Genomic DNA, 25,032 nt, shown 5'->3' on the forward strand with positions numbered 1-25,032 from the left:
TTGTAGCTTTGCATTTACAATGTAAATTATTTAACTTTTCCTGATTATTGAATTCAAAAACTCACGTACTCCATTATGCTGAATGCTTACAAAAAACACGAATTGTTTGGGAAAACCCTGATACAGAAAATTGATATATCAGGGTCCTTCAGGTATGATTTTCCGGTTTCGGAGCAAGCCTGCTTTCTGTATGTACTTAAAGGTGAGTTTCAGTACAAAACAGAGGAGCAGGAGTTTGATGTTACGGCAAATTATTCCCTTTTTCTGAATTGTATCAGCTCCGGAAAACATATTCAGAACTCAACGTCAGGGGATCATTGTGAAATTGTGATCATTACGTTCTATCCTGACATCCTGAAAAAAATTTATGACAGAGAATTGCCTTTATTGCTGCAAAAACCTTCCGATATCGTTTCTAATAAATCCAATGAGAAAATAAACAATGATTTCCTGATCCAGAAGTATGTAGAGGGGCTGCTTTTTTATTTTGAAAACCCTTCCCTCGTTAATGAAGATATATTGGTTCTAAAGCTCAAGGAAATCATTTTGCTGCTGGCTCAGTCACACAGTGCAAAGGCCGTTCAGCTGATCCTGTCACAGCTTTTCTCTCCCACCGCTTATTCTTTTAAGCAAATCATTGAAGCGAATTTATTTTCACAGCTAACAATCGAACAGCTTGCTGAGCAAAGCAATCTAAGTGTATCATCTTTCAAAAGAGAATTTGCAAAACTATACAACGATACTCCTGCCAATTATATAAGAAATAAAAAACTGGAAAAAGCCGCTGAATTACTTTTAATATCCGATGAACGCATTACCGATATCGCGTTCGAATGCGGATTCAACGATCTGACCACTTTTACCAAAAACTTCAGCGATAAATTTCATATAACGCCCTCCAATTACCGCCAGGAACGGAAAGGATGATAATCGTACCTTTTTAAAGATTATAAATGTATTTCCTGTTTTGATAAGGAGTTCTTTTTTGAACCAAAATCCCAAATTCTTGAACTAAATCCCAAAATCATTTCTGTATTTCTATCGCAAATTTGTACCGTCAGTTACAGGGAACAGTAATATACCTGCAGCTTATAAGTATCAATTTTAAAATACAATCAATATGAATCTATCAGGTTTAGGAATTTTTCACACTATTATTGGCGTAACAGCTCTTGTTGGCGCAGTGATAGGATTTATCAGATATGGTAAAATCAATCTGGCTCAGCCGTCAGGAAAAGTCTATTTTTATACGACGGCCGTCACTTCACTTACAGCATTAGGTATCTCCAAAAACGGAGGTTTTAATGCAGGACATGTGTTCTCATTATTTATCATTGTTTTGATCACTGTGGCCTATTTTCTTTTTGCCAATAAAAAAGAAAGTAAGAAAGCCAGGTATTTTGAGAATTTCCTGTTGTCATTCAGCTTTTTCCTGTCGCTGGTTCCCACTGTTAACGAGACATTCACACGGGTTCCGATTGGACATCCTTTGGCTAAAGATATCAAAGATCCCATCATCGGGCAGACTCTTCTTGTTATTCTTCTGCTTTTTATTGTTGGATCTGTTTTTCAGTTTATCAAACAGAAAAGGGAGAATGTTGGCATTTCATGATGACAGGTTATTCGAGAAACTGTAAAACCAGTCCGTCAAAAATTCTTTGAATTTTTGCCACCCTCGGGAAGATGGGAATTTTTACATATTCAGTTGGAGTATTGGTATCTAGGATAAGGCTTGTGATTGTGCAGAAAAGAATAAGATTGGATTCCTGTGGAATAACAAATACAACGCTTAGTTTATCCGTACACCTAGTCATTCCATAGGAATCTAGATGGGTTGGAAAACGCAAAGACACAAGTTCTTTCCATACTAAATATTTTTAAGGCGCTAAGATTTTATCTCCGATAAAATGGTTATTGCTGAATGATATCTAGAAAAGTGCAGGAATCCCGATATAAAATAACCGATACGCTTAATCAGGTATTGAAAAATCACGGGTTCGAATCCCGTATTCTCCACCTGATAATTCCAGTTAGTTTATTCTTTCCAAATGGTAGTTGATAATTTAGATTAAGTATACTATTGATTAGCTCAATTGTACCTGGAAATCATCACTTAAAGTCAAAACACCTTCTGTGATTGCTTCCGGGTGGGTAGAGAAGCCTTTTAATTTTGAAGTTTTTCCTTTTAATACCAAATCTAAAAGTTGTTTATCGGATAGTTTCTTGCCAAAGATTTCGAACGTAATTTTAAAACCGCAGTTTTTGAAATCGGAGCAGCCTACGGCGGTTTTTCCTTTGATCAGATTATGTTCTTTACATTTCGGGCATTTCGTTTCTTCCCAGGACTGAAGTTCTTTTTTCTGCGCAGGTTCTCTTTTTTTCTTCTCCTTGACTTCTTCTTTTTCTTCTTCCTGGAGGGTAATTACTTTTCCTTTTCCGTACACCACTTTTTCAGTGAGTTCTGTCACCATCTGAATCAGTTCTTCTTTGAAAAGATTAGCTTCATACTCTCCTTTTTCAATTTTACGAAGTTTGGATTCCCATTCTCCGGTCAGTTCCGGGCTTTTTAACAGTTCGTCTTCGATGGTATCGATCAGCTGGATTCCGGTTTGGGTAGCGATCAGATTTTTTCTTTTCTTCTCGATGTATTTTCTTTTGAAGAGGGTTTCTATGATGTTGGCACGGGTAGATGGTCTTCCGATTCCGTTGTTCTTCAGCATTTCACGCAATTCTTCATCTTCTACCTGTTTTCCGGCAGTTTCCATCGCTCTCAGCAATGTTGCTTCGGTGTAAGGTTTTGGAGGCGTTGTTTTTCCCTGGTGGATCATCGGATCGTGGGGTCCGGTTTCTCCTACAATAAATTCAGGGATGGTTTGTTCTTCCTCTTTTTCTTTTTCCTTATCGGTGTTTTCTTCTTTCGGTTCTTTGGCGTAAACGGCTCGCCATCCTGCTTCAAGAACCTGTCTTCCGCTGGTTTTGAAAGGAATGGTTCCTACTTTTCCTTCTACCAAAGTATTGGAAATTTTACATTCCGGATAGAATACGGCTATAAAACGTTTTGCAATCAGATCATAAATCAGTTTTTCTTCCCTGCTCAAATTCTGAGAAGGCGGGATTTCCGTAGGAATGATGGCGTGGTGATCCGTTACTTTTGTATCGTCGAAAACAGCCTTTGATTTTGGAATCGGAGCTTCCAGCAACGGGGCAATCAGATCCTGATACGGATACATTTTCTGAAGGATTCCTGCAATTTTCGGATACAAACTGTCTGATAAGTAGGTGGTATCAACACGCGGATAAGTTACGTGCTTCTTTTCGTACAGACTTTGCACATAATTCAGGGTATTTTCTGCTGAATATCCATATTTTTTATTGGCTTCTACCTGAAGTCCGGTCAAATCGAAAAGACGTGGATTTTTTTCTTTTCCTTCTTTAATTTCGAAAGAAACGATCTCAAATGGATTGACTTTAAGGTATTCCAATCCTTTCTCAGCACGTTCCAATGTTTTTAAACGGTCGATCGCGGCATTGAAAATCACGTCACGGTATTTCGTTTTCAGTTCCCAATATTCTTCCGTGGTAAAGGCATCAATTTCTTTCTGACGCTGCACAAGCATCGCCAATGTAGGAGTCTGCACTCTTCCAATGGAAAGAACTGCTTTATTTCCCCCAAATTTCTTCGTAAAAAGCCTCGTTGCATTGATTCCCAATAACCAATCTCCTATAGCTCTGGCGTTTCCAGCCAAATATAAATTTTTATAATCTTCTGCTGGTTTTAAACTTGCAAATCCTTCTTTAATCGCATCTTCAGTTAGCGAAGAAATCCATAAACGCTGAACCGGTTTATTGCATTTTGCTTTCTGTAAGACCCAACGCTGAATGAGTTCTCCCTCCTGCCCGGCATCCCCGCAGTTAATGACCTCATCACATTCTTCCACCAATCTTTCAATGACTTTAAACTGATTTTCAACGCCTTTATTCGGGATCAGCTTGATTCCAAAGCTGTTGGGAATAATGGGTAGTGAAAAGAGGTTCCAGGATTTGAACTGTGGACCGTAGTCGTGCGGTTCTTTCAGGGTACAAAGGTGTCCGAACGTCCATGTTACGCAATAGCCGTTTCCTTCCATATAGCCTTGTTTAGGCGTGGTAGCGCCCAATACTTTGGCGATATCTCTGGCAACACTGGGTTTCTCGGCAATACATAATTTCATGAACTCGGGTTTATTGAAGGAGTGCAAAAATCGGGATTTTTTTTGACTTTTCAAATTTCGTTGAGGGTTGAGGTCTTAAAGTTGAGAAAGAGCAAATTACGTTTTTATATTCTAAAGAACTAAAGTTTTACAACATATGTAAACGCAAAGGTTATTGGATTCTATTATTTATTTGAGGGAGCAAAGAAATACAACTAAAGTCGCCGATGAAGCAAAAGGATAATCCACAAGCTTGGAAAGAATCAATTTCATTGATTCCATCTTTGCTCCCTTAGAATTTTAAAAAAAAATTCAACTTTGCGTTTAAACAAATTGCTTTTTGGATATGTAATCGTAATCATTTTTATACAAAAAGCCCCCTTATAAAAAGGAGGCCAGATCAACAATGTAATGAAACTAGTTCATTATTTCTTTTTTACTTCTGAAATGGCATCGGAAATTCCTCCGCCTGCAGTTTCAAAGAAGGCAGGACCAGCCAGAAGGTATACTTTTTCTAATTTTTTTGTGGTGGATAATTTGTGTTCTTTCAGGTAATTTTCAGAACGGTTGGCATGTACGATTCCTCTTACCACATTCCCTGCTACCAAAGCGGTTGGGGAATCTATTCCTGCATCTTTCAAGTCGCTGGCGAATGCAAAATTGGTAACGCCTAATCTCATGGCTTCACGGGCTGCTACTTCGCCTACGGAAGTCATTAAATCGGGCGTGAATTTGTTACGGTCACCTAAACCGATCAATAATAACTTCTTTGCAGACATCGATCCTGCAGGAGGCGTAATTAAAATGGTTTCCAAAGAATGTCCCTGAAACTGTCCTGTTTTTCTAAGGTTGGTCAGTTCTCCTTTTAAAGCCTCATCGAGGTGAACCAATCCGTTCAATTTAGCGGGTAATGCCTGAGGACTGAAAATATCACCTTCTGTATATTCAAAAACACAGGCTACCTGAAGCTGGGCGTCAGCAGACGATGGCCCCTGTACCAATCCTATTATGGAAATTCCGTCTACGGTTCCCCAGGTTTTGGAAGTTCCGATGGCTGTTGTCTTTGCTGGAGCTGTTGTTGTAGTTTGGGCAAAATTAATTGTAGATAATGCTAAAGCTGTAATTACCAGTAAGTGTTTTAGTGTATTTTTCATGTGATTTATTTTTTGTTGTTTGTTGCGGGGTTCGGGGTTCGAGTTGCGGGTTATTTTTGTTGCTTGTTATTTTTGTTGCGGGTTTTAATTTTTGTTTGTTGGAATAACGCAAGGGCGCTAAGTTTTTTAAGGTTTATTTTGTTAAGGCGCGAGTCGCTTCGCTCCGGATATTTTTATTTGTTTTTCAAAGGTAGTTTCTGTGATGGAGAGGTGCATTGATCTGGGGTAATTATTGAATTTATTTTCAAATGATCTCATTTTCAAATTTTCAAATTCCCTATGTTTTTTAGAATTTAAATACAATTCTGGAGTTGATAAAAAGTCCGTCTTTGTGGTTATCAATTACATCATTGATGAAGGCTCCGGTATTGAAATATTGTATTCCGGTATTAAAGGTTAAAAATGGATTGATCTTATAATTGAAACTTCCTAAAAATGCAGTTCCGATGTATCTCTTTTTTGAGTTGGAAGACGCCAGGTTCAATGTTCCGCTGGGCCTGTAAATTCCGTCTTGAGTAGAGTATCTCCAGTTGAAAACTACATCTGCCTGTACTGCTATTTTTTTACCTAAATCAATGGTCGCATAAGGATGGATATCAATTAAATTTACAGGACCGATCTGAGGATTAAATCCAAAATACCCACCTTTCGGGTACAGCGGATTGAATGTTCCCAATGTTCCGTCTCCTTTATTGCTATCCCCTGAAATATAATCGTTTCTAAGATTGATGGTAGGTTTTCCTTTTACATTTTCAAACATATATCCGATGTCTGCAGAAGCTGTCCATGCACTGATATTTCCTTTATTAAAGTTCCCGAACTGGTAGGCTGCTTCAAAATTGTAAATAAAACCTCCTCCATATTTCCAGAATCTTCCGCCAAAAGTATGTCTGTTCTCATCGGAAAGTCCATCTTCAAAACGTACATCCTTTCTGTGAATTCCCAGATAATAGAGCTCCAGGTTTCCGCTTCTGGGAATAATCCATGTGTTGTAACTTCCCCAAAGGTTGACTGATTTTGAAGACTTGTTATCAAAAGCTCCCGGATTGATTTCACTGGCGGCCATCATAAAGGCATCAGATCTGAAATTCCCTCTTTTGTACATCAATTTTAATCCATCAAAATAGAGTCTTAAATTCGGACCTTCTCTTACCGAGATCAGTCTTCCGCTTCCATAATCAAGCTCCTGCCTTCCGGCACGCACAGTCAACTTTTCTTTGTCATTTTTCAGAATATCAATATCAATGAAGAGATTCTGGATATTCAAATGGTCTTCATCAATAGGTCTCGGACCATTTTTCCTTCCGTTTTCCCAGGCACTTCTCACCTGCCCGAAAATTCTTACCCGTGAGCCCAGATGCAGATCTGCATGTACACTGTATCTTTGAATCAGAAAAGGATTGCTCCCGATATCCGTTCTACCCCAATCTTCATTATTAAAATCTACAAATTCCAGTCTTGCTTCTCCCCCCAATGAAAGATAATGGTTGCTTTTTTCTGCAATAGGTATGTATTTGATGGAGTTGTAAAAAGTTTTTGCAGAGTCTTTATAGGAAGCATAATCTTCATCAAACCTCATCAGCTTGAACTGGGCAGAAATTTGAAGTGGAATAAAAATCTGCAGCAACAGTACAATGGCAATCAGTTTTTTCATGATGATTTCTTTGTTAAATAATGATCCACAGAATATCTTCCAGCTCCCATAAACAGTAAAAACAGATAACACAAGCTGTACATAAAAGGAGTGTCTTTTACCAGTAAAGCATCATTCCAATGGAGAATAAAGTATCCTGTAAGCGTCACCGCTAAAATTGGCAGCACTGCAATTCTTGTGAAAAAACCAAAGATCACAAATACCGGAAATACCAGATTGGCTGCATCAGCAAAAAGACTGTTGAATGCTTCCGGAAGGTGCAGCGGGTTCGGAACCTGCTCTGCTTCTGAAACACCTACTCCTATTTTTTTTAATCCGTGGGCTACGATTAATTCTACGGAAAGGAAAACTCTGAAGACTAAAAGTGCAGCATCGGTTAATTTTCTTCCGGGATTGGTATTGGTGATGATATGGATTAACTTTTTCATGATTGGAAAGAATTTTAGCTATGAATTAACTTGATTATCGTGATTGTATTAATGCTGGGTTGACCACCCCGTCAAAAATTCAAAGAATTTTTGACACCCCTCCAAAGGAGGGGAATTTTCACCCCTTCAGTTGGAACGTTGGTTGATACTTGAATAATTAAAAACTTTTATGGCTAAAAAATTATTTTGTCTGATAGCCTCCGTAATATTTCACAGGTGACCAGTCCGGTATGACTGGAAGTGGTGCCGGAGCTGCTGTTTTGTAGGTTTCATCTCCGTACACGACTTTTCCGTCTACGATCGTTAATTTTGAAGTGATGTTTTTGATGTCTTCATCATTGACTGTGAAATAATCTTTATCCAGAATGGTAAGATCTGCAAAGTATCCTTTCTGTATTTTTCCTTTCTGATAGTCTTTAATGAGTTCGTATCCTCCGTAAGTAGAAAGTGATAAAGCAGTTTTTCTGTCCAGCGTATTTTCTTTACCCATCACCTGAGTTCCTCCTATTGTTTTTCCTGTGGTGATCCAGTATAAAGCTACCCATGGGTTATAACTTGCGACTCTGGTTCCGTCTGTTCCTAATCCAACCGGAATTCCCATTTCCAGCATTTTTTTCACCGGAGGAGATGTCAAAGCCGGCTTTTTACCATATCTGTGGATGAAGCTTTCTCCCTGATACGCCATTCTGTGCTGTACTGCAATTCCTCCGCCCAACGCTTTGATTCTTTTCATATTATCTTCGGTAACGGTTTCTGCGTGGTCGATAAACCATACTAATCCGTTCAAAGGAGTTTCTTTGTTTACTTCTTCAATGACATTTAAAAATCTGGTGATACTTTCATTATAGGTTGCATGAATTCTGAAAGGCCATTTGTTTTTTACCAGAAGACTTACCACCTCTCTCATATTTTTCTCCATCGTAGCCGGAAGTTCCGGTCTTGGGAAAAGAAAGTTTTCAAAGTCGGCTCCGTCTGATACCAGGTTTTCCCCTCCACCGTTGACATGATAATCGATTTCATTAAAATCATTATGACCATGGTCGTCAATTTCTACCATTCCAATCCATTTGGTGTAATCGGCAAGCTCAGATCCTTTTTTCTGGGCAAATAAATAGTAAGGAAGACGAACGGTAATTTTCCCTTGTTTGTTCAGCTGATCCGTTGTTCCGTAGTCATCCGGAAAATTCTGGAATCCTCCACCTGCGTCCATTACTGCAGTCACTCCCAATCTGTTCAGTTCCGTCATGTATTGAAGGGTAGAATTTACTTTTTCTTCTTCTTTCAGTTCCGGAAGTTTCGCTAATGTTGAATAAAGAATAAATGCATTCGGTTCTGCCACCAATAATCCTGTGGGATCTCCGTTATTGTCTTTTTCAATTAAACCTTGAGAAGGGTTTGGGGTATCTCCATTGATATTCAGTTCTTTTAATCCGGCTTTGTTTAACCAGGCTTTTCCATAGAGATACATGATGAAAGTAGGCACATTTCCCGTAGCTTCATTAATTTCAGCCAGTGTGGGAAGTCTTTTTTCTTCAAACTGATATTCATTCCAGCCTCCAATGACTCTTACCCATTGTCCCTTCGGTGTTCTCTGAGCCTGTTCTTTCAGCATTTCCAAAGCTCTTTTTAAAGATTTCACACCATCCCAACGAAGTTCGGTATTGTAAAATCGTCCTCCTCGGATTACATGCAAATGGCTATCAAATAATCCGGGAATCACTCTGTTTCCTTTAGCATCAATGACTTTTGTACCGCCGTTTTTTAATTTTAAAATCTGGGCGTTGGTTCCCACCTGTAAGATTTTGTGATCTTTGATGGCAACAGCCTGTACTTCCGGATTCTTATCATCCATTGTGGTAATCTTCCCGTTGGTAATGATCATGTCTGCTTTCTGAGCATTAAGAATTCCTGCTGCCAAAACCGTGGAAAGTGTAAGTATATTCAGTAGTTTCATTATTTCAATATTTAAGATTGAAGGTTTCGGCAGGCTTTCAGCCTGCCGAAACAGCCCCCATTAGTGTTTTAACATTTCCTGAGCATATTGAATTCCAATACCGTAAGCTCCACCATGTTTTTTCATCAGGTCATTAACCGGTTTGTATGTTTCTTTTCTAGCCCAGTCTCTCTGTAACTCCAATACATACTGAACAGAAGTGATTGGATGTGCTCCTGCCTGAACCATACGGGTGATTGACTGATCGTGCGCTTCTTTAGAAATATCCCCTGAAGCATCGGTTACTACATAAACATCGTAACCTTCGTCAATCGCTGATAATACAGGTCCTACGATACATACACTTGTCCATAATCCGGCGAAAACCAGTTTCTTTTTATTTTTTCCTGTAATGGCTTTGTGAGCGTTAACATCTTCCCACGTATTCATAGTAGTTCTGTCTACATATCCACTGGTTGCTTGCGGGTATATTTCTGAAATTTCCGGGAAAACAGGTCCGCTGAATGACTTTTCTGCCACCGTCGTTACTACTGTAGGAACATTGAATATTTTTGATCCTCCTGCTACCAGTGCCACATTATTTCTTAATTTTTCCATGCTGATGCTTTTTGTGGCAAAAGCCATTTGTCCTTCATGGTCGATGAGTACTACTGCGTGATTGGTAGGGTTTAATAATGATTTTCCAGGGTTTTGAGCTGATGCAGTTAATGATAATAAACCAGCTGCAAATGATAGGATTAATTTTTTCATAATAATTTAAAATTTAAGGGTTGTTATTTCTGTTTAATTTTTATAGTGTCATTGGTACTTCCATCAAAAGGATTTCGGTACCTTCTTTAAGGGCTTTGATGTTAATTTCCTGAATATCCCATACTCCGAATCCATCACGTTCTTCTATAATCTCTCCGCCTATTTCTGCGCTTCCCTTCAAAATAAAAGCATAGATTCCGTTTCCTTTTTTTCTGATTAGATAATGCGTTTCTTTATTCTGATCAAAAGTTCCCAGATGAAACCACGCATCCTGATGAATCCATACACCTTCGTCACCTGCATTGGGGGAAAGAATCTGTTGAAATTGATTATGACCTTTGGTTTTATCTAATGTAATCTGATCATATCTCGGTGTCACATTTCTTTTTTTCGGATAAATCCAGATCTGAAGGAATTTCACCGGCTGATCACTGTTTTTGTTGAATTCGCTGTGCATAATTCCGGTTCCTGCACTCATGACCTGAATATCTCCGCTTCTGATCACCGCTGTATTTCCCATGCTGTCTTTGTGTTCAAGGTCACCTTCCAAAGGAATACTGATGATTTCCATATTGTCGTGAGGGTGGGTTCCGAAACCTCTTCCTGCTTCCACTTTATCATCATTCAAAACCCTCAATACTCCGAAGTGCATTCTTTCAGGGTTGTAATAATTGGCAAAACTGAAAGTGTGCTGGCTCAACAGCCATCCGTGATCCGCTTTCCCTCTTGAGTCTGCTCTGTGGATCACAGAGTTTTCTTTTATTTTTGATTCTGTATTGGGAAGATGATTGTATCCGATCGGTTCTAGTGGTTCGATCTCATCGATGTCATTTTTCATAGCGCCGGCCAAAGAAGCTGATGCTACAAACATTCCTGTTCCCAATAATCCTTTCTTTAAAAAATCTTTTCTGTCCATATCAGATTGTTATTTGTTCTTGTTTGATAGGACAAATTTAGAGAGACCGGAAACCCTGCACATTTAACTAGTTTAATAAATGACTTTGAAGCAAAAAAAAAATGCCGGATACTTTTGTATTCGGCAGTATAACTATAATGGATTGTTATTTTTTGTAAAGTGTAAAAGTCTTTTTACTCTTAGGAACTATTTAATTTGATATAATATTTTAAAGAATAACTCTATTTAGATTCTACGGAATGACAAACTGTGTGGGTAAGACCGTTATTTCAACTGTGTCATTCCTTAGGAACCTCTGTAGGAATGATAAGCAAAAAAATAATTGGAAAACGCAAAGACGCGAGTTGTTTTTTAAGCTAAATATTTTTTATGACGCAAGGATTTTATCTCCGATAAAATGGGTGAATATAATTTAAAATCCATGCAAATCTCTGCAATCTGCAAGTATAAAAAACTAAGATTTATTTCTCCTTTGAAGCAAGGCGCTTTCTTATGGTACTGACAAATTCTTTTGAAACTCCCAGATAGGAAGCAATATAATACTGCGCTACTCTTTGGGGGATTGAAGGATATACTTTGATGAACTCAAGGTATCTGTCTGATGCAGTCTTTGAAATGGTATTCACCAATCGGCTTTGCAGGGTTGCCAGGTTTCTCTGAACCAGCATTCTGAAAACTCTTTCAAATTTAGGAACTTCCTGCAGCAGTTTTTCTTTTGTTGTAGTATTCAACATATAGATTTCAGAATCTTCCAGCGTTTCGATAAAAACCTTAGAAGGCTTCTGTTCATGAAATGAGGCAATATCACTGATCCACCAATCTTCGATGGCAAACAATAACGTTACTTCGGAACCATTATCATCCAAACAATACATTCTCACACATCCTTTGTGAATATACCCTTCAAACTGACAGATCTCTCCTTCTCTGAGTAAAACCGTTTTCTTTGGAAACGACTGGCAGACAAGCAGATCTGTAAAGGTTTTTTCTTCTTCGGGAGTGATTGAAATAAATCGCGTAATATTTTTGATGATATTTTCGAACATAATGTCAGGTTTTATCCCTGCAAATTAGGAAAAAGACTGTAAACTTCATTCTTTAAAAGTCCACTTCCTCCTCCATAATGATCGATTACTTTAACGTCCTTATCCAAACCGGCACAGAATATTTTTATATCTTTCTCAAAATCTTCTTCCAATCCAGAGCTTAAAAGGACAATATCTACCACATTTTCTTTTATATATTCATAGCAGAAATTTTCATCACTTTGTATTTCTGCTGTCCAGCCCTCATTATTTTCTATAATTCTTTTTAAAGTATCCAGAATTTCCTGGTTCTTTCCTATGACTAAAAAATGTAATGTTTTCATGTTGTTCAATGTTTAAAGTTTAAAGCTCAAGGTTCAGAGTTTAATGTTTATATTGTTTACTTGAAGGGTAAAATGACGATTTAGATTCCTGCGGAATGATATAGTGTAAAATAGATAAAGGGCTTAGTTTGTTCATTCTGTCTGTAATAATTTACACTCTTATAATTTCAAACGCACCCATCCTCATACTCTCCCACTCGTATCCAAAACCTCGAAACCTCGCACCCACTCTCTTACCCTCAAACCCGAAACCCGCTACAAATGCTTATTTCCTGTAATTTTTAATTCATTCAGATCCAGTTGTGATTCTGCTTTTCGAATCTCGTCATCACTGAAAAGTTTTTCGCGTTTCATTTTAAACAGTTCTTTTCGCTGTAAGGCAAATATATCCAGCATTACTTTATGATATTCTGCCATATCGTTTTGCCTGTTGGTACACATTTCAATAGAATTGAGATGATTCTGGTGAAGTTTGATATCACTTTCCAGCGTATTTTTAAGATTTTCAAGGAGACTATTGCTGTTCAACACCTCATTGTATTCGTTATCAAGCCTCTGAACGGCAAGTTTATCCAGTCTCATCTGAATTCCGGCCTGCTGTTCGTGAGAAGGCAAAATATGATCGATCTCCCCTATTTTTGTTAATTTAATAATCACAGGTAATGTCAATCCCTGAAACACTAATGTCACAAAAATGACGACAAATGTGATAAAAATGATCAGGTTTCTCATAGGAAATTCAGCCTGCGAATTCATCATAACCGGAATGGATAGTGCTGTTGCCAGTGAGACCACCCCTCTCATTCCTGCCCATCCTATAATCAAGGGGTTTTTCCATCCCGGACTCGGATCACGGCGGGCTTTTTCACTGAACCACCTTGGAAGGTGAGCTACGGGATAGATCCATAAAAGACGTACCACAATGACAATCAAACTTATAACCAAACCATATTTGATGCCTTCCATTACTGAAATTTCACCCAATCCATTGATGATATCAGGAAGTTCAAGACCTATTAATACAAAAACCAAAGCATTCATCACAAAGATGAGCGTGTTCCAGACTCCTGTCATATTGATTCTCGTAGTTCCTGTTTTAAAAATCTCATGAGCACGGAATGACATAAACAATCCTCCGCTCACTACCGCCATCACTCCCGAAAAATGAAAATGTTCTGCAGAAAGAAATAAAATATATGGCGTCATTACGGTAAGTGCCGCATCAATAGCAGGTGTTGTAGGTAAAAAACGGTGAATGGCATAAAAAATATGTGCTCCGGCAATTCCTACGACAATTCCCATTCCTGCTACCAGAAAAAACTGTCCTGTAGCTTCATGCATTGAGAAAGCACCCGTCATTACAGCGGCCAGAGCAAACCTGAAAACGATCAGTGAAGAGGCATCATTAATCAGACTTTCTCCTTCCAGTATAGCGAGGGTACGTTTCGGTACTTTTAATCCTTTTAAAACTGTTGTGGCTGCTACCGCATCCGGTGGCGAAACAATTCCTCCCAATAAAAAGCCTAAAGCCAGCGTAAATCCCGGAATCAGCATTTGTGAAGTGTAAGCAACGACCAAAGATGTAAGAAATACCAACCCAAATGCCAACAAGCTGATGGGACGTTTCCATTTCCAGAAATCATTCCATGAAGTGTACCAGGCTGCTTCGTATAAAAGAGGTGGTAAGAAAATCAGAAATATAATCTCCGGATCCAGCTTTAAAACAGGGACTCCGGGAATAAGGCTGATCCCCAATCCGGCAAGTACCAGAAAGATAGGATAGGCAATTTTGATCCGTTGTGCCAGCATGACCAGCAGCATAACAAGTAATAAAAGTCCTAATATTAAAAGTAATTGTTCGTGCATGTTTTTGAAGTTAGATTTCAGATTCTGATCATTTATGTTTGGGCTAAAGCCAGTGGTAAATTTATTTTTTTAAAGGCGGGCTAAAGCCCACCGCTATTGAATGTTAATTTATTTATTGAGACTCCTACGGAGTGACAATCTGTATGGATAGTTAATCCTCATACTTTGCCATTCCGTAGGAATCTCCACTTCACTAGGTTACTTAAAAATGTAATAACCACAAAAGTCACAAAGTTTTTGTTTTAAAATGTTTGTAAAGTTTAATAATATACAATATAAAGATCACATGAGAGAAAAATCAAAGATTTTTATAAAACTTAAGTGTTCTTTTTAAGCGCTCGATATTTACTTATCAAATCTTTTGTGACTTTTGTGGTTAAACTATTTAAATATAACTGAATTCGCTATTTCAATTTCTTCTTCGTTAATAGAATGTCCAAAATTGGCATATACTTTCTCTGTTACCTCCGCATTCATTTCTCTAAAAATATTGGCTGTAGCATATACTCTTTCTACCGGAACATGAAAATCAGGATTGCTGGTTCCCAGGAAAACCGGAGTTCCTGCAAAATCACCTTTATAATTTTCACGGTTGATTTTATCTCCAATCACGCCACCAATAATAGCTGCCGCACCACCGAACTTCTGAGCATTACGGGCTAAAAATTCAAGGGTAAGGCAGGCTCCCTGGGAAAATCCGAAGAAGTAGATGTTTTCGGGTTTTATTCCTGCATTGACAGCCGCTTTTACGGTTTCTTCAACCATTTCAAGGGCCGATGATAACCACGGTTCGTTTTGTTCCACCGGAGCTATAAATGAAAAAGGATACCAGGTGTGATTCAAAGCTTGTGGGGCCAGCAAAGCATAATCTTTTACATTCAAATGCTGGGATAAACTCAGAATATCCTGAGCGCTTCCTCCGCGTCCGTGAATCATGATCAAGGCTTTTTCTGCCTGATTCAAGGGTATTCCTGCTGTTTTTATATTTAAAGTATGACTCATTATTTCTATCTGAATTTTTCTGTTGGATAATCGATTTTAGGAAGAACTTCGTTCAAACGTTCTCTTCTTTTTTCAAACTGTAGCGGCAATTGCAGACCTTCTCCTAAAAATGCAGCTTCTTCATCTACATCGAAGCCTGGGCCTGAAGTAGCAATTTCAAACAAAACGCCTCCCGGTTCTTTAAAATATACGGAAGTAAAATATTTCCTGTCTTTCACTTCGGTATGCTCCAATCCGTATGTGTTGAGTCTCTTTACCATTTCCAGCTGGGACTCTGCGTCGGGAGTAGCAAAAGCCACATGATGAACGGTACCTCTTCCTGCTAAACCTTTTAAAGCATTTGGGGTAGAAAGCAGATCGACATATTTCCCCGGCATATTTTCTGTTCCCAGTCTCAATCGGTCAGGGCTTTCTTTGATCACTTTATGATCCATCTGGGTGGTCAGAAGTGCTGCTGTTCTTTCATAAGCATCCTGCCAGATTTCCACATGATGAATCCCTTTGATGGCATAATCTTTTGGAATATAACCATTATAATAACCTTTTCTTTCGTCTTTATCATTAAAAACCAATTCCAATCCCAGTCCGTCAAAATCTTCAAGATAAATGAAAACTTCATCAGAAAATCTTTGCTGCGGCTGTTTGAAGGGAATATTAAACTGTTCCAGACGGTTCATCCAATAATCCAGGGCATCTATAGAAACTGAAAAAGCAGTGGTGTTAAGCATTCCTTTTCCATGTCTGCCATTGATAAGATCTTTACCATAGGGAAAAGTAGTCATAATCGTTCCCGGTGTACCGTATTCGTCACCGAAATAAAAATGATAAACATCCGAGTAATCAAAATTGACTGTTTTTTTGACCAATCGAAGTCCTAAAACTCCGGTATAAAAGTCTATATTTTCCTGTGCATTGCCGGTAATTGCCGTTACGTGATGCAGTCCTGTGATAAGTTTCATTGTGATAAAATTGTTAATTGGTTATTTAATAGGATGCAAGATTTTCGGGGTTCGGGATTCGAGTTGATAAGTTCGGGAATAACTTTATTCATCTTCTGTTTTTAGCTCAAGACACTCTCAAACCCTCTTCCCCTCAGACTCTCAAACTCGAATCTCGAAAACCCGCATCCCGAAACCCGACTCTCAAACTCCCTACAGTTCTTCCTTCAGCCATACATCATTATATTCTTCCGGGTGACGCTTGAACTGAGCGTGAACATAAGGACATAGCGGTAGAATTTTCAAATCATTTTCTCTTGCGTAGGAAACCAGTCTTTCCAGTAAGATTTTGGCAAAACCTTTTCCTTCATATTCCGGATTCACTTCGGTATGGTAAACGGTCAGTTTTTTTCCTATAACTGATATGTCCATTTTACCTGCTTTATGATCGTCTGAGAAAAGCTGAATCTCTCCTTTTCTTCCATCTAAAACTATTTCTGTTCTTTCCATTTTTTATTTTTTTTGTATTAAATCGTGCTTTTTTTAACGCGAAGATTTAATAATAATCCTTCATATTTTAAGTTGACTTAAGAATGGATCAACAAGTTGATTCGATGAAGCGTCCTGTTACAATTACCTAAAATAAGTTTATATTCCGGATGTTTAAATCTTTATTCAAAATTAGCATCTTTATAAAATATGACCGATGATCTATGATAAGTTCGGCAATACTCCTTCTATTTTCTCACGCATTCCTTCGTATTGAACAGGAAGTTTAAGGTTTGTTCCCAACTCATTCAGAGGCTCATCTACAGTGAATCCAGGATTATCAGTTGCAATTTCAAATAAAACTCCACCCGGCTCACGGAAATACAGTGAATAGAAATAATCTCTGTTGATTTTCGGAGTGATGCTTAATCCCGCAGATAAAGCCTTTTCACGATATTCCATTAAAACATTATCATCTTTTACCCTGAATGCAATGTGGTGATTGGTTCCCGCTGCATTTCTTCCGGATGGAATGGTTTCGTTTTCAATAATGTCCACAATATTAGCGGTATCAATGGCATCAGTAGCCAGTCTGTATCTTTCGCCCTCCTGTTTCTGCAAGTCGTATCCTAAAATATCCGTTAGAACTTTGATGGTAGGATCTGCTTTTTTCAAGGTTAAAGTTACATTATGGAAACCTTTTAATGCATTTTCATCCTTGATATCATCCGTTGTCCATACTTTTCTGTTGTCTTCAACTAATGGTTCTATCAACTGTAACTGAAGGCCGTCCGGATCTTTAAAAGAAATCATCTTTTCGCCGAATATTTCTCCTTCTTTTGCGGCTACATTAAGGTTTTGTAAATGGTTTTTCCAGAATTCAAGGCTTCCTTTCGGTACTGAATATCCGATATGAGTTGCCATTCCGCTTCCGTTGTTTCCTTTTCCTATTCCTTCCCAGGGAAAGAATGTAAGAATGGTTCCCGGGGTTCCGTTTTCATTTCCGAAATAAAAGTGATACGTTCCGGGATCGTCAAAGTTTACTGTTTTTTTTACCAGTCTTACTCCTAAAACTTTGGTATAAAAATCTAAATTTCTTTTCGCGTTGTCTGCAATAGCAGTAATATGATGCAGACCTAAAATTCTATTGTCCATGTCTTTTAATTTTGATGCTAAATTACAGCGAACAGAAATCCTGCGCATTTAACTAGTTTAATAAATGCAAAACTCTTTTTCTTTACCGGAGTTTAACATTTACATAATTCTCATCAATTTTAATTTATATTACCTTTTCCATAACGCCTGTTTTAATCAAAATATGATCTTTTCTTACCAAAACATTATAAAATAAATCTATTCAATACTTTAAATCCAATACAAAACAGTATATAAAAAATTGATTTACAAATAATTAATCTATTAGCAATAATTTAATGTTCAAAATGTCTACTTTTTTAGTGGACTAATAAAAATTATATTCTATATTTGCAAACGTATTCAGGAAATAAAACAAAATGAAGGCAGAATTAAAAAATAATTCAATGAAGAAACATACCATCAAAAATATGATGAAAGATATCTGTATGCCTGTACATCAAGAATACTGTGGTTGACCTTACTTTTATTTAGACATATTTTCGAAGGCTTTACCACGTGGTAGAGCCTTTTTTCATTGAACACAACAACATTAAAAACATAAAAATGAGCAATTCTAAAAACAAATGGTTAATTCCATTGGCGTTTACAAACATCTATGTGATATGGGGAATTACGTTTTTAGCTATTTCATTTGGCTTAAAAGGTTTCCCACCTTTCATTCTTTCCGGATTGAGATTTCTGGTAGCCGGAATTCTCATGATAGCCTATCTTCTTTCTAAAGGAGAAAAGGCAAATTCACTGATCAACTGGAAGAAAAATGCCATTACAGGTATTCTTATTCTTACCGGAGGAACAGGGCTTGTAGCCTGGGGAGAGCAATATGTAACCGCATCTGAGGCGGCTATTGCTATCGCAACAGGCCCATTCTGGTTCATTGCCATTGATAGGAAGAACTGGAAATATTATTTTTCGGATAAATTCATTCCAATAGGATTGGTGATTGGTTTCGCAGGACTGGTTATGTTTTTAAAAGGCAGTGTACACTCAAATGCTGCTCATGCTGTTGTTAATGAAAATTTACGGATTACAGCATTTGTAGTTCTGGGATTAAGTTCGATCGCATGGGTATTGGGTTCTTTATATTCAAAGAAAAATCCGGCTTCCCAATCTACGTTTATGAATATTGCTCAACAACTTATAGTAGCGGGATTAGCCTCTTTTCTCATCGCTTTTTTCAGAAGAGAATGGACTGATTTTTCAGTTTCCGCGGTTCCGTTATCGGCATGGTTTGGGGTTCTATTTTTGATCTTCTTTGGATCGATAATCGCTTATTTGTCGTACATTTGGCTTCTGTCCGTAAAACCCGCTGCTTTGGTAAGCACCCACACCTATATCAATCCTATTGTAACAGTGATTGCAGGCTGGATTGTTGCCCACCAAAGCATCAATGGAGGTCAGCTGTATGGTTTATTCATTATATTGCTGGGAGTACTTCTAACCAATGTCACCAAGTATTTCAGACTTTCAAAACGGGCCAAGGTCAAAATCAGAAGAGTAAGGAGATTTTTAAACAGAACAGGCAGAAGATACCAGCCTATTTAAAAAGTATATAAAATCAGAATGATAGAAATCAGAAACATATCAAAAACATTTCATCAGAAAAAACAGTCTTTCAAAGCACTGGATAAGGTGAGTCTTAACATAGAGAAAGGAGATATCGTAGGAATTATCGGTTTTTCAGGGGCAGGAAAAAGTACGCTGATCCGTACCGTTAATTTATTGGAAAGGCCGGATGAAGGACAAATTATTATTAATGGAAAGGATTTTACCAAACTTAGCTCCAAACAACTGGCTGAGGAGCGTAAAAAAATCGGAATGATTTTCCAGCATTTCAATCTTCTTTCTTCAAGAACTGTATTTGACAATGTAGCGCTTCCATTGGAACTTGATCAAACAAGCAAGGACGAAATCAAGAGGAAAGTCAACGAACTCCTGAAGATTGTAGGACTTGAAGATAAAGCCAACGATTATCCAAAAAGTCTTTCAGGCGGGCAGAAACAAAGAGTGGCCATCGCCAGGGCGCTAGCCAATGATCCTCACCTTTTGCTCTGTGATGAAGCAACCAGCGCACTGGATCCGGCAACAACACAGTCTATTCTGCAGCTTTTAAGAGATATCAATCAGAGACTGGGAATTACCATCCTTTTAATTACCCACGAAATGGAAGTCATCAAATCGGTCTGCAACCATGTGGCCGTTATCGATAAAGGAAAATTATTAACAAAAGGAACTTTAAGCGAGATTATTTCGGACAAAGAGAACCCGATCATCCGCCAGTTCATCAATTCAGACATCATGACCCTGCCACAGGAACTCATCAGCAGACTGCAGAAAGAACCTCAAGAAGGTTTATTTCCACTGGTCGAAATAGAACTTAACGAAAACATCAGTGTTGAACAGATTCTTTCAACACTGTACAACCAATATAAAATCCCATATAAATTGTTAAAAGCGGATGTAGAGTATTTTGGAAATTCCAATTTCGGTAAACTACTTTTGCTGCTTCAGGGTGAGGCGGAAGAAAACCAACAGGCGATCTATTATTTCAATCAAAATAAAATTCAAAATACAGTAAAAGGATATGCTTAGTGATGCAGTAATTGCCCTTTTGGCAAAAGGAACCTGGGAAACGGTTTATATGACATTTTTATCCGGATTTTTTGGATTTGTGCTGGGACTTCCGGTAGGAATCCTGCTATTTTTAACAAGAAAAGGACAACTGCTGGAAAATGCAGCCTACCATAGAGGATTATCTATATTGGTAAATATTTTTCGTGCCATTCCCTTCATTATTTTAATTGTATGGATGATTCCTTTCACAAGGATTCTGGCAGGAACTTCCATTGGAGTGAATGCTGCTTTGGTTCCGTTAAGTGTGGGAGCTGCTCCTTTTATTGCTAGACTTGTAGAAAACAGCCTTATCGAAGTTCCACACGGTCTTATAGAGACGGCAAGAGCTTTGGGAGCTTCTCCGCTGCAGATCATCAGAAAAGTATTGCTGCCCGAAGCGCTTCCTTCATTAATCAATAATGCGACTATCACTTTGATTACCTTAGTAGGTTACTCTGCAATGGGTGGTGCTGTAGGAGCTGGCGGACTTGGACAGGTAGGTTACCAATACGGATATATCGGATATGATATTGTAATTATGAATACCGTTTTGATTCTGCTTGTTCTTTTGGTTTTCATCATCCAGTTTATGGGCGACAGATTGTCAAAAAGATTTGATCACAGGTAGTTTTTGGGTGAGAGGGTTTGAGAGAGTGGGAGTGTTTGAGATCCGGGGTGCGAGTTTCGGGATATGGAGATGGATAAGATCATTTTTTACTCTTTTGCTTCAATAGTATTTAAATAAAAAATAGAATGAAAAAAATAAAGATTTTTGGTTTAGTGGCTGCCGGAATATTGCTGTTCAGTGCCTGTTCGGGAAGAAAGGATGATCCGAACTTTATCCGTGTCGGGATCACGTATGGCCCGGAGCAGGAAATTGCTGAAGTAGCTAAAAAAGTGGCTAAAGATAAGTACAATCTTGAAGTGGAACTGATCCCTTTCAACGATTATGTAGTTCCCAATGAAGCCCTGACTAACGGGGATATTGATGCCAATGCCTTCCAGCATATTCCTTATTTAACGGAACAGTCCAAGCAGAGAGGTTATAACCTTGCTCCTGTAGGCAATACATTTGTGTATCCTATTGTAGCGTATTCAAAAAAAATTAAAAACGTTGGTGAATTACAGGCAGGCAATACGATTGTTATTCCCAATGATCCTACCAACGGAGGACGTTCCTTACTTCTTTTACAGAAAAATGGCCTGCTGAAATTGAAAGACGGAGTTGGACTTCTACCCAAAGTAACGGATATTACAGAGAATCCGAAACAGCTTAAAATTATGGAGATTGAAGGAGCACAGATTCCAAGGGTTCTGGATGACAGAGATGTTGTTGTGGGGGTAATTAATAATAATTTTGCAGCACAGGCAGGTCTGGATCAGGAAAAGCAAGGTATTCTTGTTGAAGACAAAGATTCTCCTTATGTGAATGTGGTAGTCGCCAGACAGGATAATAAAAACAGCCAGAAAGTAAAAAACTTTGTAAAAGCCTACCAGTCTCCGGAAGTGGAAAAGAAAGCTAAGGAAATCTTCAAAGGAGGTGCTGTGAAAGGATGGGATTGATGAGTGAGAGGGTTTTAGTTTGGGAGAGTTTGAGAGTATTAGAGTTATGATAGTGGATTCGGGATACGAGATTCGGGATACGAATTGGAGGGTTGGAGAGTTTGAGGGTTTTGGGGTTTGAGGGTTTGAGGGTAGATTCCTTCGGAATGAACAAACTGCACGCTATACCTATACGTCCGCCTTGTCCTCCGTAGGAATCTAAACACTGTGTTAGGAGCGTAAGATTCGAGGTGTTGAATGAAAGTATACGGGAGTAGCTTCATTCGTCTTTTACCGTTTTGCAATTTTGCTTTTAGCCTTTTCACTTTGATGTCTCAACATCAGCTTCTCTTCAGTTTTCCGCATTTACAAATACAATATTTAATAATAAGCTGTCTGCAAATAATCAGGCAGTTTTTTTATTTGTCAATTTTTTATTTTCTCAATTTGAGATAATAAAAATTTTCTCTATTTTTGTTTTTAATCAAATAGTAAGGCATTATGTTAAAGAAAACCGTCATTATAAGTTTATTCACCTTTATTTCTGCTTCTTATATGGCTCAGACTAATACTACCATTCCTGTTTATCTGGATGAATCCAAACCTGTTGAACAGCGTATTCAGGATGCACTATCAAGAATGACACTGGAGGAAAAAGTAGCTATGCTTCACGCACAGTCGAAATTCAGTTCACCGGGTGTACCAAGATTGGGAATTCCTGAATTCTGGACAACAGATGGCCCGCACGGGGTTCGTCCTGAAGTAATGTGGGACGAATGGGATCAGGCCGGATGGACCAACGATTCTATCATCGCCTACCCTGCCCTGACTGCTTTATCCGCAACGTGGAACAAAAAAATGTCATGGAACTATGGGAAAGCGTTGGGTGAAGAAGCCCGCTACAGAAAAAAAGATATTCTTCTGGGACCTGGAGTGAATATTTACAGAACTCCACTAAACGGCAGAAATTTTGAATACATGGGTGAAGATCCTTATCTGACATCCAAGATGGTGGTTCCTTATATTAAAGGTGTGCAATCTAACGGAGTGGCTACTTCTGTAAAACATTTTGCTCTGAACAATCAGGAAATGTTCCGTCATACAAGCAATGTGAATGTAGATGACAGAGCGTTGTATGAAATTTACCTTCCTGCTTTTAAAGCAGCGGTAACAGAAGGTGATTCGTGGACGATTATGGGGGCTTATGATATGTACAAAGGTCAGTATGCCAGCCAGAATCAATATCTTTTAAACGATATTTTAAAGAAAGAATGGAATTATAAAGGGGTTGTTGTGTCCGACTGGGGTGCTGTCAACAATACGGAACAGGCCATTCATAACGGTCTTGACCTTGAATTCGGATCATGGACCAACGGACTTTCTGCAGGAACTAAAAATGCCTATGACAATTATTATCTGGCAAAGCCTTACCTTGATTTGATTAAAGCAGGAAAAGTAGGTACTAAAGAATTGGATGACAAAGTAACCAGATTACTTCGTCTTGCTTATAAAACAACAATGAACCGTAACAAGCCTTTCGGAAATATTGCTTCCGAAGAGCATAAAGCGGTTGCCAAAGAAATCGGAGAAGAAGGAATTGTTCTGTTAAAAAATCAGGGGAATATTCTTCCGATTGATCTTAACAAGGCTAAAAAAATAGCGGTTATCGGAGAGAATGCCATCAAAATAATGACTGTTGGCGGTGGTTCTTCATCTTTAAAAGTGAAATATGAAACGCTTCCTTTAGACGGAATCAAAGCCAGATTTGGAAAACAGGCTGATGTACAGTATGCAAGAGGTTATGTAGGAGATATCGGAGGAGAATACAATGGCGTAAAATCCGGACAGGATTTAAAAGACACCCGGTCTGAGGCTGAATTATCGAATGAAGCCGTAGAATTGGCAAAAAAATCAGATTACGTCATTTTCGTAGGTGGACTGAACAAAGCGGACTTCCAGGACAGTGAAGGAAACGACAGAAAAAGCTATGGACTGCCTTACAATCAGGATCAAATCATCTCTGCTCTGGCCAAAGCGAACAAAAACCTTGCTGTGGTTTTAGTTTCCGGAAATGCAGTGGCCATGCCATGGATCAAAGAAGTTCCGACGGTTGTACAAGCCTGGTATCTTGGTTCCGAAGCCGGAAATTCTATTGCTGCCATTTTAGCCGGAGATGCCAACCCGTCAGGAAAACTTCCGTTTACATTTCCGGTAAAGCTTGAAGACAATTCAGCACACCAGCTGGGAGAATATCCGGGGCAGAAAGATGAGTTAGCTGCAGGAAAAGGTAAAGACCAGAAAAATCCTATCAACATTACCTACAACGAAAGCATTTTTGTAGGATACCGCTGGCATGACACAAAGAATATAAAACCACTGTTCAGCTTCGGGCATGGATTGAGCTACACTACTTTTGAATTCGGAAAGGCCAAAGCAGATCAGACAACAATTTCACAGGACGGTAAAATCACATTTACAGTAACCGTTAAAAATACAGGTAAAAAGGCAGGTGCTGAAGTGGCCCAGCTTTATATCAGCGATTTAAAATCTTCTGTTCCACGCCCTGCAAAAGAATTGAAAGGTTTTGAAAAAATATACCTGAATCCGGGAGAACAGAAAGAAGTGACTTTCACCATTGATAAAACGGCTTTAAGTTATTTTGATGCTCAAAAACACGATTGGGTAGCCGAGCCCGGAGACTTTGAAGCACTGATTGGAAATTCTTCAGATGCCATTAAAACCAAAGTAAAGTTTACCCTTAAATAAAACTGAGATTTAAGAGTATAAACACTATTTATAATTATTTGATAGAATGCAAACAGATCCCGGATTGGGGTCTGTTTTTTTTAATTTTTCTCCCAAAGATCACAGAGATTGCACAGATTTTTATAGACAATCAAGGATGTACCTCACTACTTCCAGCTTCTAGCTTCTAGCTTCTAGCTTCCAGCTTCCAGCCAAAAATAAAAAGCAGATTCCCAATTGAAAACCTGCTTTTAACGTATCTAACAA

General features: G+C 38.4%; 22 protein-coding genes. 7 read left to right on the forward strand and 15 right to left on the reverse strand.

The features are described 5' to 3' along the window. The first annotated feature begins 75 nt into the window (after window positions 1-75). Entirely contained in the window at window positions 76-927 is an 852-nt protein-coding gene (locus AC59HC_RS19395) for a helix-turn-helix domain-containing protein (RefSeq protein ID WP_496559184.1), read from the forward strand. Window positions 928-1,120: 193 nt separating this feature from the next. Then, the gene (locus AC59HC_RS19400) at window positions 1,121-1,612 is read left to right on the forward strand and encodes a hypothetical protein (protein ID WP_429813588.1); all 492 of its coding nucleotides are present in this window, start codon (window positions 1,121-1,123) and stop codon (window positions 1,610-1,612) included. A 7-nt stretch (window positions 1,613-1,619) separates the two neighbouring features. Here AC59HC_RS19400 and AC59HC_RS19405 read toward each other — a convergent pair whose 3' ends face one another. The 15 genes from AC59HC_RS19405 to AC59HC_RS19475 form a co-directional block, all read right to left on the reverse strand. Further along, window positions 1,620-1,814: a hypothetical protein gene (locus AC59HC_RS19405; RefSeq protein ID WP_343639187.1), complete on the reverse strand. Its 195-nt coding sequence runs from the start codon at window positions 1,812-1,814 to the stop codon at window positions 1,620-1,622. A 270-nt stretch (window positions 1,815-2,084) separates the two neighbouring features. Beyond that, window positions 2,085-4,211, reverse strand: coding sequence for a type IA DNA topoisomerase (locus AC59HC_RS19410; protein ID WP_496559185.1), 2,127 nt, complete (start codon window positions 4,209-4,211; stop codon window positions 2,085-2,087). Window positions 4,212-4,615: 404 nt separating this feature from the next. Further along, the gene (locus AC59HC_RS19415) at window positions 4,616-5,344 is read right to left on the reverse strand and encodes a M17 family peptidase N-terminal domain-containing protein (protein WP_446105311.1); all 729 of its coding nucleotides are present in this window, start codon (window positions 5,342-5,344) and stop codon (window positions 4,616-4,618) included. A gap of 286 nt (window positions 5,345-5,630) precedes the next feature. After that, the gene (locus AC59HC_RS19420) at window positions 5,631-6,998 is read right to left on the reverse strand and encodes an alginate export family protein (protein ID WP_343639193.1); all 1,368 of its coding nucleotides are present in this window, start codon (window positions 6,996-6,998) and stop codon (window positions 5,631-5,633) included. Continuing rightward, a complete protein-coding gene (locus AC59HC_RS19425; RefSeq protein ID WP_202839209.1) occupies window positions 6,995-7,426 on the reverse strand; it encodes a DoxX family protein in 432 nt (143 codons plus the stop codon). The genes AC59HC_RS19420 and AC59HC_RS19425 overlap by 4 nt, the downstream gene beginning before the upstream one ends. Window positions 7,427-7,607: 181 nt before the next feature. Continuing rightward, on the reverse strand, window positions 7,608-9,380 hold the full coding sequence (locus AC59HC_RS19430; protein ID WP_496559186.1) for an amidohydrolase: 1,773 nt from the start codon (window positions 9,378-9,380) through the stop codon (window positions 7,608-7,610). 60 nt (window positions 9,381-9,440) lie between these two features. Continuing rightward, the gene (locus AC59HC_RS19435) at window positions 9,441-10,130 is read right to left on the reverse strand and encodes a hydrolase (RefSeq protein ID WP_496559187.1); all 690 of its coding nucleotides are present in this window, start codon (window positions 10,128-10,130) and stop codon (window positions 9,441-9,443) included. 40 nt (window positions 10,131-10,170) lie between these two features. Further along, entirely contained in the window at window positions 10,171-11,046 is an 876-nt protein-coding gene (locus AC59HC_RS19440; protein WP_496559188.1) for a pirin family protein, read from the reverse strand. Window positions 11,047-11,507: 461 nt separating this feature from the next. After that, window positions 11,508-12,092, reverse strand: coding sequence for a Crp/Fnr family transcriptional regulator (locus AC59HC_RS19445; RefSeq protein WP_202839206.1), 585 nt, complete (start codon window positions 12,090-12,092; stop codon window positions 11,508-11,510). Window positions 12,093-12,103: 11 nt separating this feature from the next. Beyond that, a complete protein-coding gene (locus AC59HC_RS19450) occupies window positions 12,104-12,415 on the reverse strand; it encodes a hypothetical protein (protein ID WP_110010608.1) in 312 nt (103 codons plus the stop codon). A gap of 255 nt (window positions 12,416-12,670) precedes the next feature. Continuing rightward, complete coding sequence (locus AC59HC_RS19455; RefSeq protein ID WP_496559189.1) at window positions 12,671-14,281, reverse strand: Na+/H+ antiporter; 1,611 nt, start codon at window positions 14,279-14,281, stop codon at window positions 12,671-12,673. 381 nt (window positions 14,282-14,662) lie between these two features. After that, window positions 14,663-15,283, reverse strand: a complete 621-nt coding sequence (locus tag AC59HC_RS19460; RefSeq protein WP_496559190.1) for an alpha/beta hydrolase — start codon at window positions 15,281-15,283, stop codon at window positions 14,663-14,665. 5 nt (window positions 15,284-15,288) lie between these two features. Next, complete coding sequence (locus AC59HC_RS19465; protein WP_496559191.1) at window positions 15,289-16,242, reverse strand: VOC family protein; 954 nt, start codon at window positions 16,240-16,242, stop codon at window positions 15,289-15,291. Window positions 16,243-16,434: 192 nt separating this feature from the next. After that, window positions 16,435-16,731, reverse strand: a complete 297-nt coding sequence (locus tag AC59HC_RS19470; RefSeq protein WP_227941847.1) for a GNAT family N-acetyltransferase — start codon at window positions 16,729-16,731, stop codon at window positions 16,435-16,437. 201 nt (window positions 16,732-16,932) lie between these two features. Then, window positions 16,933-17,865 (reverse strand): ring-cleaving dioxygenase, encoded by a 933-nt coding sequence (locus AC59HC_RS19475; protein ID WP_496559192.1) that lies wholly within the window; start codon window positions 17,863-17,865, stop codon window positions 16,933-16,935. A gap of 546 nt (window positions 17,866-18,411) precedes the next feature. Between AC59HC_RS19475 and AC59HC_RS19480 the strand changes: the two genes are divergently transcribed. The 5 genes from AC59HC_RS19480 to AC59HC_RS19500 all read left to right on the forward strand — a co-directional run bounded on the left by AC59HC_RS19480 (window position 18,412) and on the right by AC59HC_RS19500 (window position 24,786). Next, window positions 18,412-19,410, forward strand: coding sequence for an EamA family transporter (locus AC59HC_RS19480; protein ID WP_496559193.1), 999 nt, complete (start codon window positions 18,412-18,414; stop codon window positions 19,408-19,410). Between the two features lie 18 nt (window positions 19,411-19,428). After that, entirely contained in the window at window positions 19,429-20,457 is a 1,029-nt protein-coding gene (locus tag AC59HC_RS19485; RefSeq protein WP_496559194.1) for a methionine ABC transporter ATP-binding protein, read from the forward strand. Next, entirely contained in the window at window positions 20,450-21,106 is a 657-nt protein-coding gene (metI, locus tag AC59HC_RS19490; protein ID WP_110010601.1) for a methionine ABC transporter permease MetI, read from the forward strand. Before AC59HC_RS19485 ends, metI begins: the two co-directional genes overlap by 8 nt. Before the next feature lie 125 nt (window positions 21,107-21,231). Continuing rightward, on the forward strand, window positions 21,232-22,041 hold the full coding sequence (gene metQ, locus AC59HC_RS19495) for a methionine ABC transporter substrate-binding lipoprotein MetQ (RefSeq protein ID WP_227941851.1): 810 nt from the start codon (window positions 21,232-21,234) through the stop codon (window positions 22,039-22,041). Between the two features lie 534 nt (window positions 22,042-22,575). Beyond that, on the forward strand, window positions 22,576-24,786 hold the full coding sequence (locus tag AC59HC_RS19500; protein ID WP_496559198.1) for a glycoside hydrolase family 3 C-terminal domain-containing protein: 2,211 nt from the start codon (window positions 22,576-22,578) through the stop codon (window positions 24,784-24,786). The last annotated feature ends 246 nt before the right edge of the window (window positions 24,787-25,032 follow it).

It is taken from the genome of Chryseobacterium sp. DZ-32 (assembly GCF_059587025.1).

What these genes read in the sequence shown, in the direction of transcription:
- AC59HC_RS19395 (WP_496559184.1), top strand. Translation starts at nt 76, where the DNA reads ATGCTGAATGCTTACAAAAAACACGAATTGTTTGGGAAAACCCTGATA.
- AC59HC_RS19400 (WP_429813588.1), top strand. Translation starts at nt 1,121, where the DNA reads ATGAATCTATCAGGTTTAGGAATTTTTCACACTATTATTGGCGTAACA.
- AC59HC_RS19405 (WP_343639187.1), bottom strand. Translation starts at nt 1,814, where the DNA reads ATGACTAGGTGTACGGATAAACTAAGCGTTGTATTTGTTATTCCACAG.
- AC59HC_RS19410 (WP_496559185.1), bottom strand. Translation starts at nt 4,211, where the DNA reads ATGAAATTATGTATTGCCGAGAAACCCAGTGTTGCCAGAGATATCGCC.
- AC59HC_RS19415 (WP_446105311.1), bottom strand. Translation starts at nt 5,344, where the DNA reads ATGAAAAATACACTAAAACACTTACTGGTAATTACAGCTTTAGCATTA.
- AC59HC_RS19420 (WP_343639193.1), bottom strand. Translation starts at nt 6,998, where the DNA reads ATGAAAAAACTGATTGCCATTGTACTGTTGCTGCAGATTTTTATTCCA.
- AC59HC_RS19425 (WP_202839209.1), bottom strand. Translation starts at nt 7,426, where the DNA reads ATGAAAAAGTTAATCCATATCATCACCAATACCAATCCCGGAAGAAAA.
- AC59HC_RS19430 (WP_496559186.1), bottom strand. Translation starts at nt 9,380, where the DNA reads ATGAAACTACTGAATATACTTACACTTTCCACGGTTTTGGCAGCAGGA.
- AC59HC_RS19435 (WP_496559187.1), bottom strand. Translation starts at nt 10,130, where the DNA reads ATGAAAAAATTAATCCTATCATTTGCAGCTGGTTTATTATCATTAACT.
- AC59HC_RS19440 (WP_496559188.1), bottom strand. Translation starts at nt 11,046, where the DNA reads ATGGACAGAAAAGATTTTTTAAAGAAAGGATTATTGGGAACAGGAATG.
- AC59HC_RS19445 (WP_202839206.1), bottom strand. Translation starts at nt 12,092, where the DNA reads ATGTTCGAAAATATCATCAAAAATATTACGCGATTTATTTCAATCACT.
- AC59HC_RS19450 (WP_110010608.1), bottom strand. Translation starts at nt 12,415, where the DNA reads ATGAAAACATTACATTTTTTAGTCATAGGAAAGAACCAGGAAATTCTG.
- AC59HC_RS19455 (WP_496559189.1), bottom strand. Translation starts at nt 14,281, where the DNA reads ATGCACGAACAATTACTTTTAATATTAGGACTTTTATTACTTGTTATG.
- AC59HC_RS19460 (WP_496559190.1), bottom strand. Translation starts at nt 15,283, where the DNA reads ATGAGTCATACTTTAAATATAAAAACAGCAGGAATACCCTTGAATCAG.
- AC59HC_RS19465 (WP_496559191.1), bottom strand. Translation starts at nt 16,242, where the DNA reads ATGAAACTTATCACAGGACTGCATCACGTAACGGCAATTACCGGCAAT.
- AC59HC_RS19470 (WP_227941847.1), bottom strand. Translation starts at nt 16,731, where the DNA reads ATGGAAAGAACAGAAATAGTTTTAGATGGAAGAAAAGGAGAGATTCAG.
- AC59HC_RS19475 (WP_496559192.1), bottom strand. Translation starts at nt 17,865, where the DNA reads ATGGACAATAGAATTTTAGGTCTGCATCATATTACTGCTATTGCAGAC.
- AC59HC_RS19480 (WP_496559193.1), top strand. Translation starts at nt 18,412, where the DNA reads ATGAGCAATTCTAAAAACAAATGGTTAATTCCATTGGCGTTTACAAAC.
- AC59HC_RS19485 (WP_496559194.1), top strand. Translation starts at nt 19,429, where the DNA reads ATGATAGAAATCAGAAACATATCAAAAACATTTCATCAGAAAAAACAG.
- metI (WP_110010601.1), top strand. Translation starts at nt 20,450, where the DNA reads ATGCTTAGTGATGCAGTAATTGCCCTTTTGGCAAAAGGAACCTGGGAA.
- metQ (WP_227941851.1), top strand. Translation starts at nt 21,232, where the DNA reads ATGAAAAAAATAAAGATTTTTGGTTTAGTGGCTGCCGGAATATTGCTG.
- AC59HC_RS19500 (WP_496559198.1), top strand. Translation starts at nt 22,576, where the DNA reads ATGGCTCAGACTAATACTACCATTCCTGTTTATCTGGATGAATCCAAA.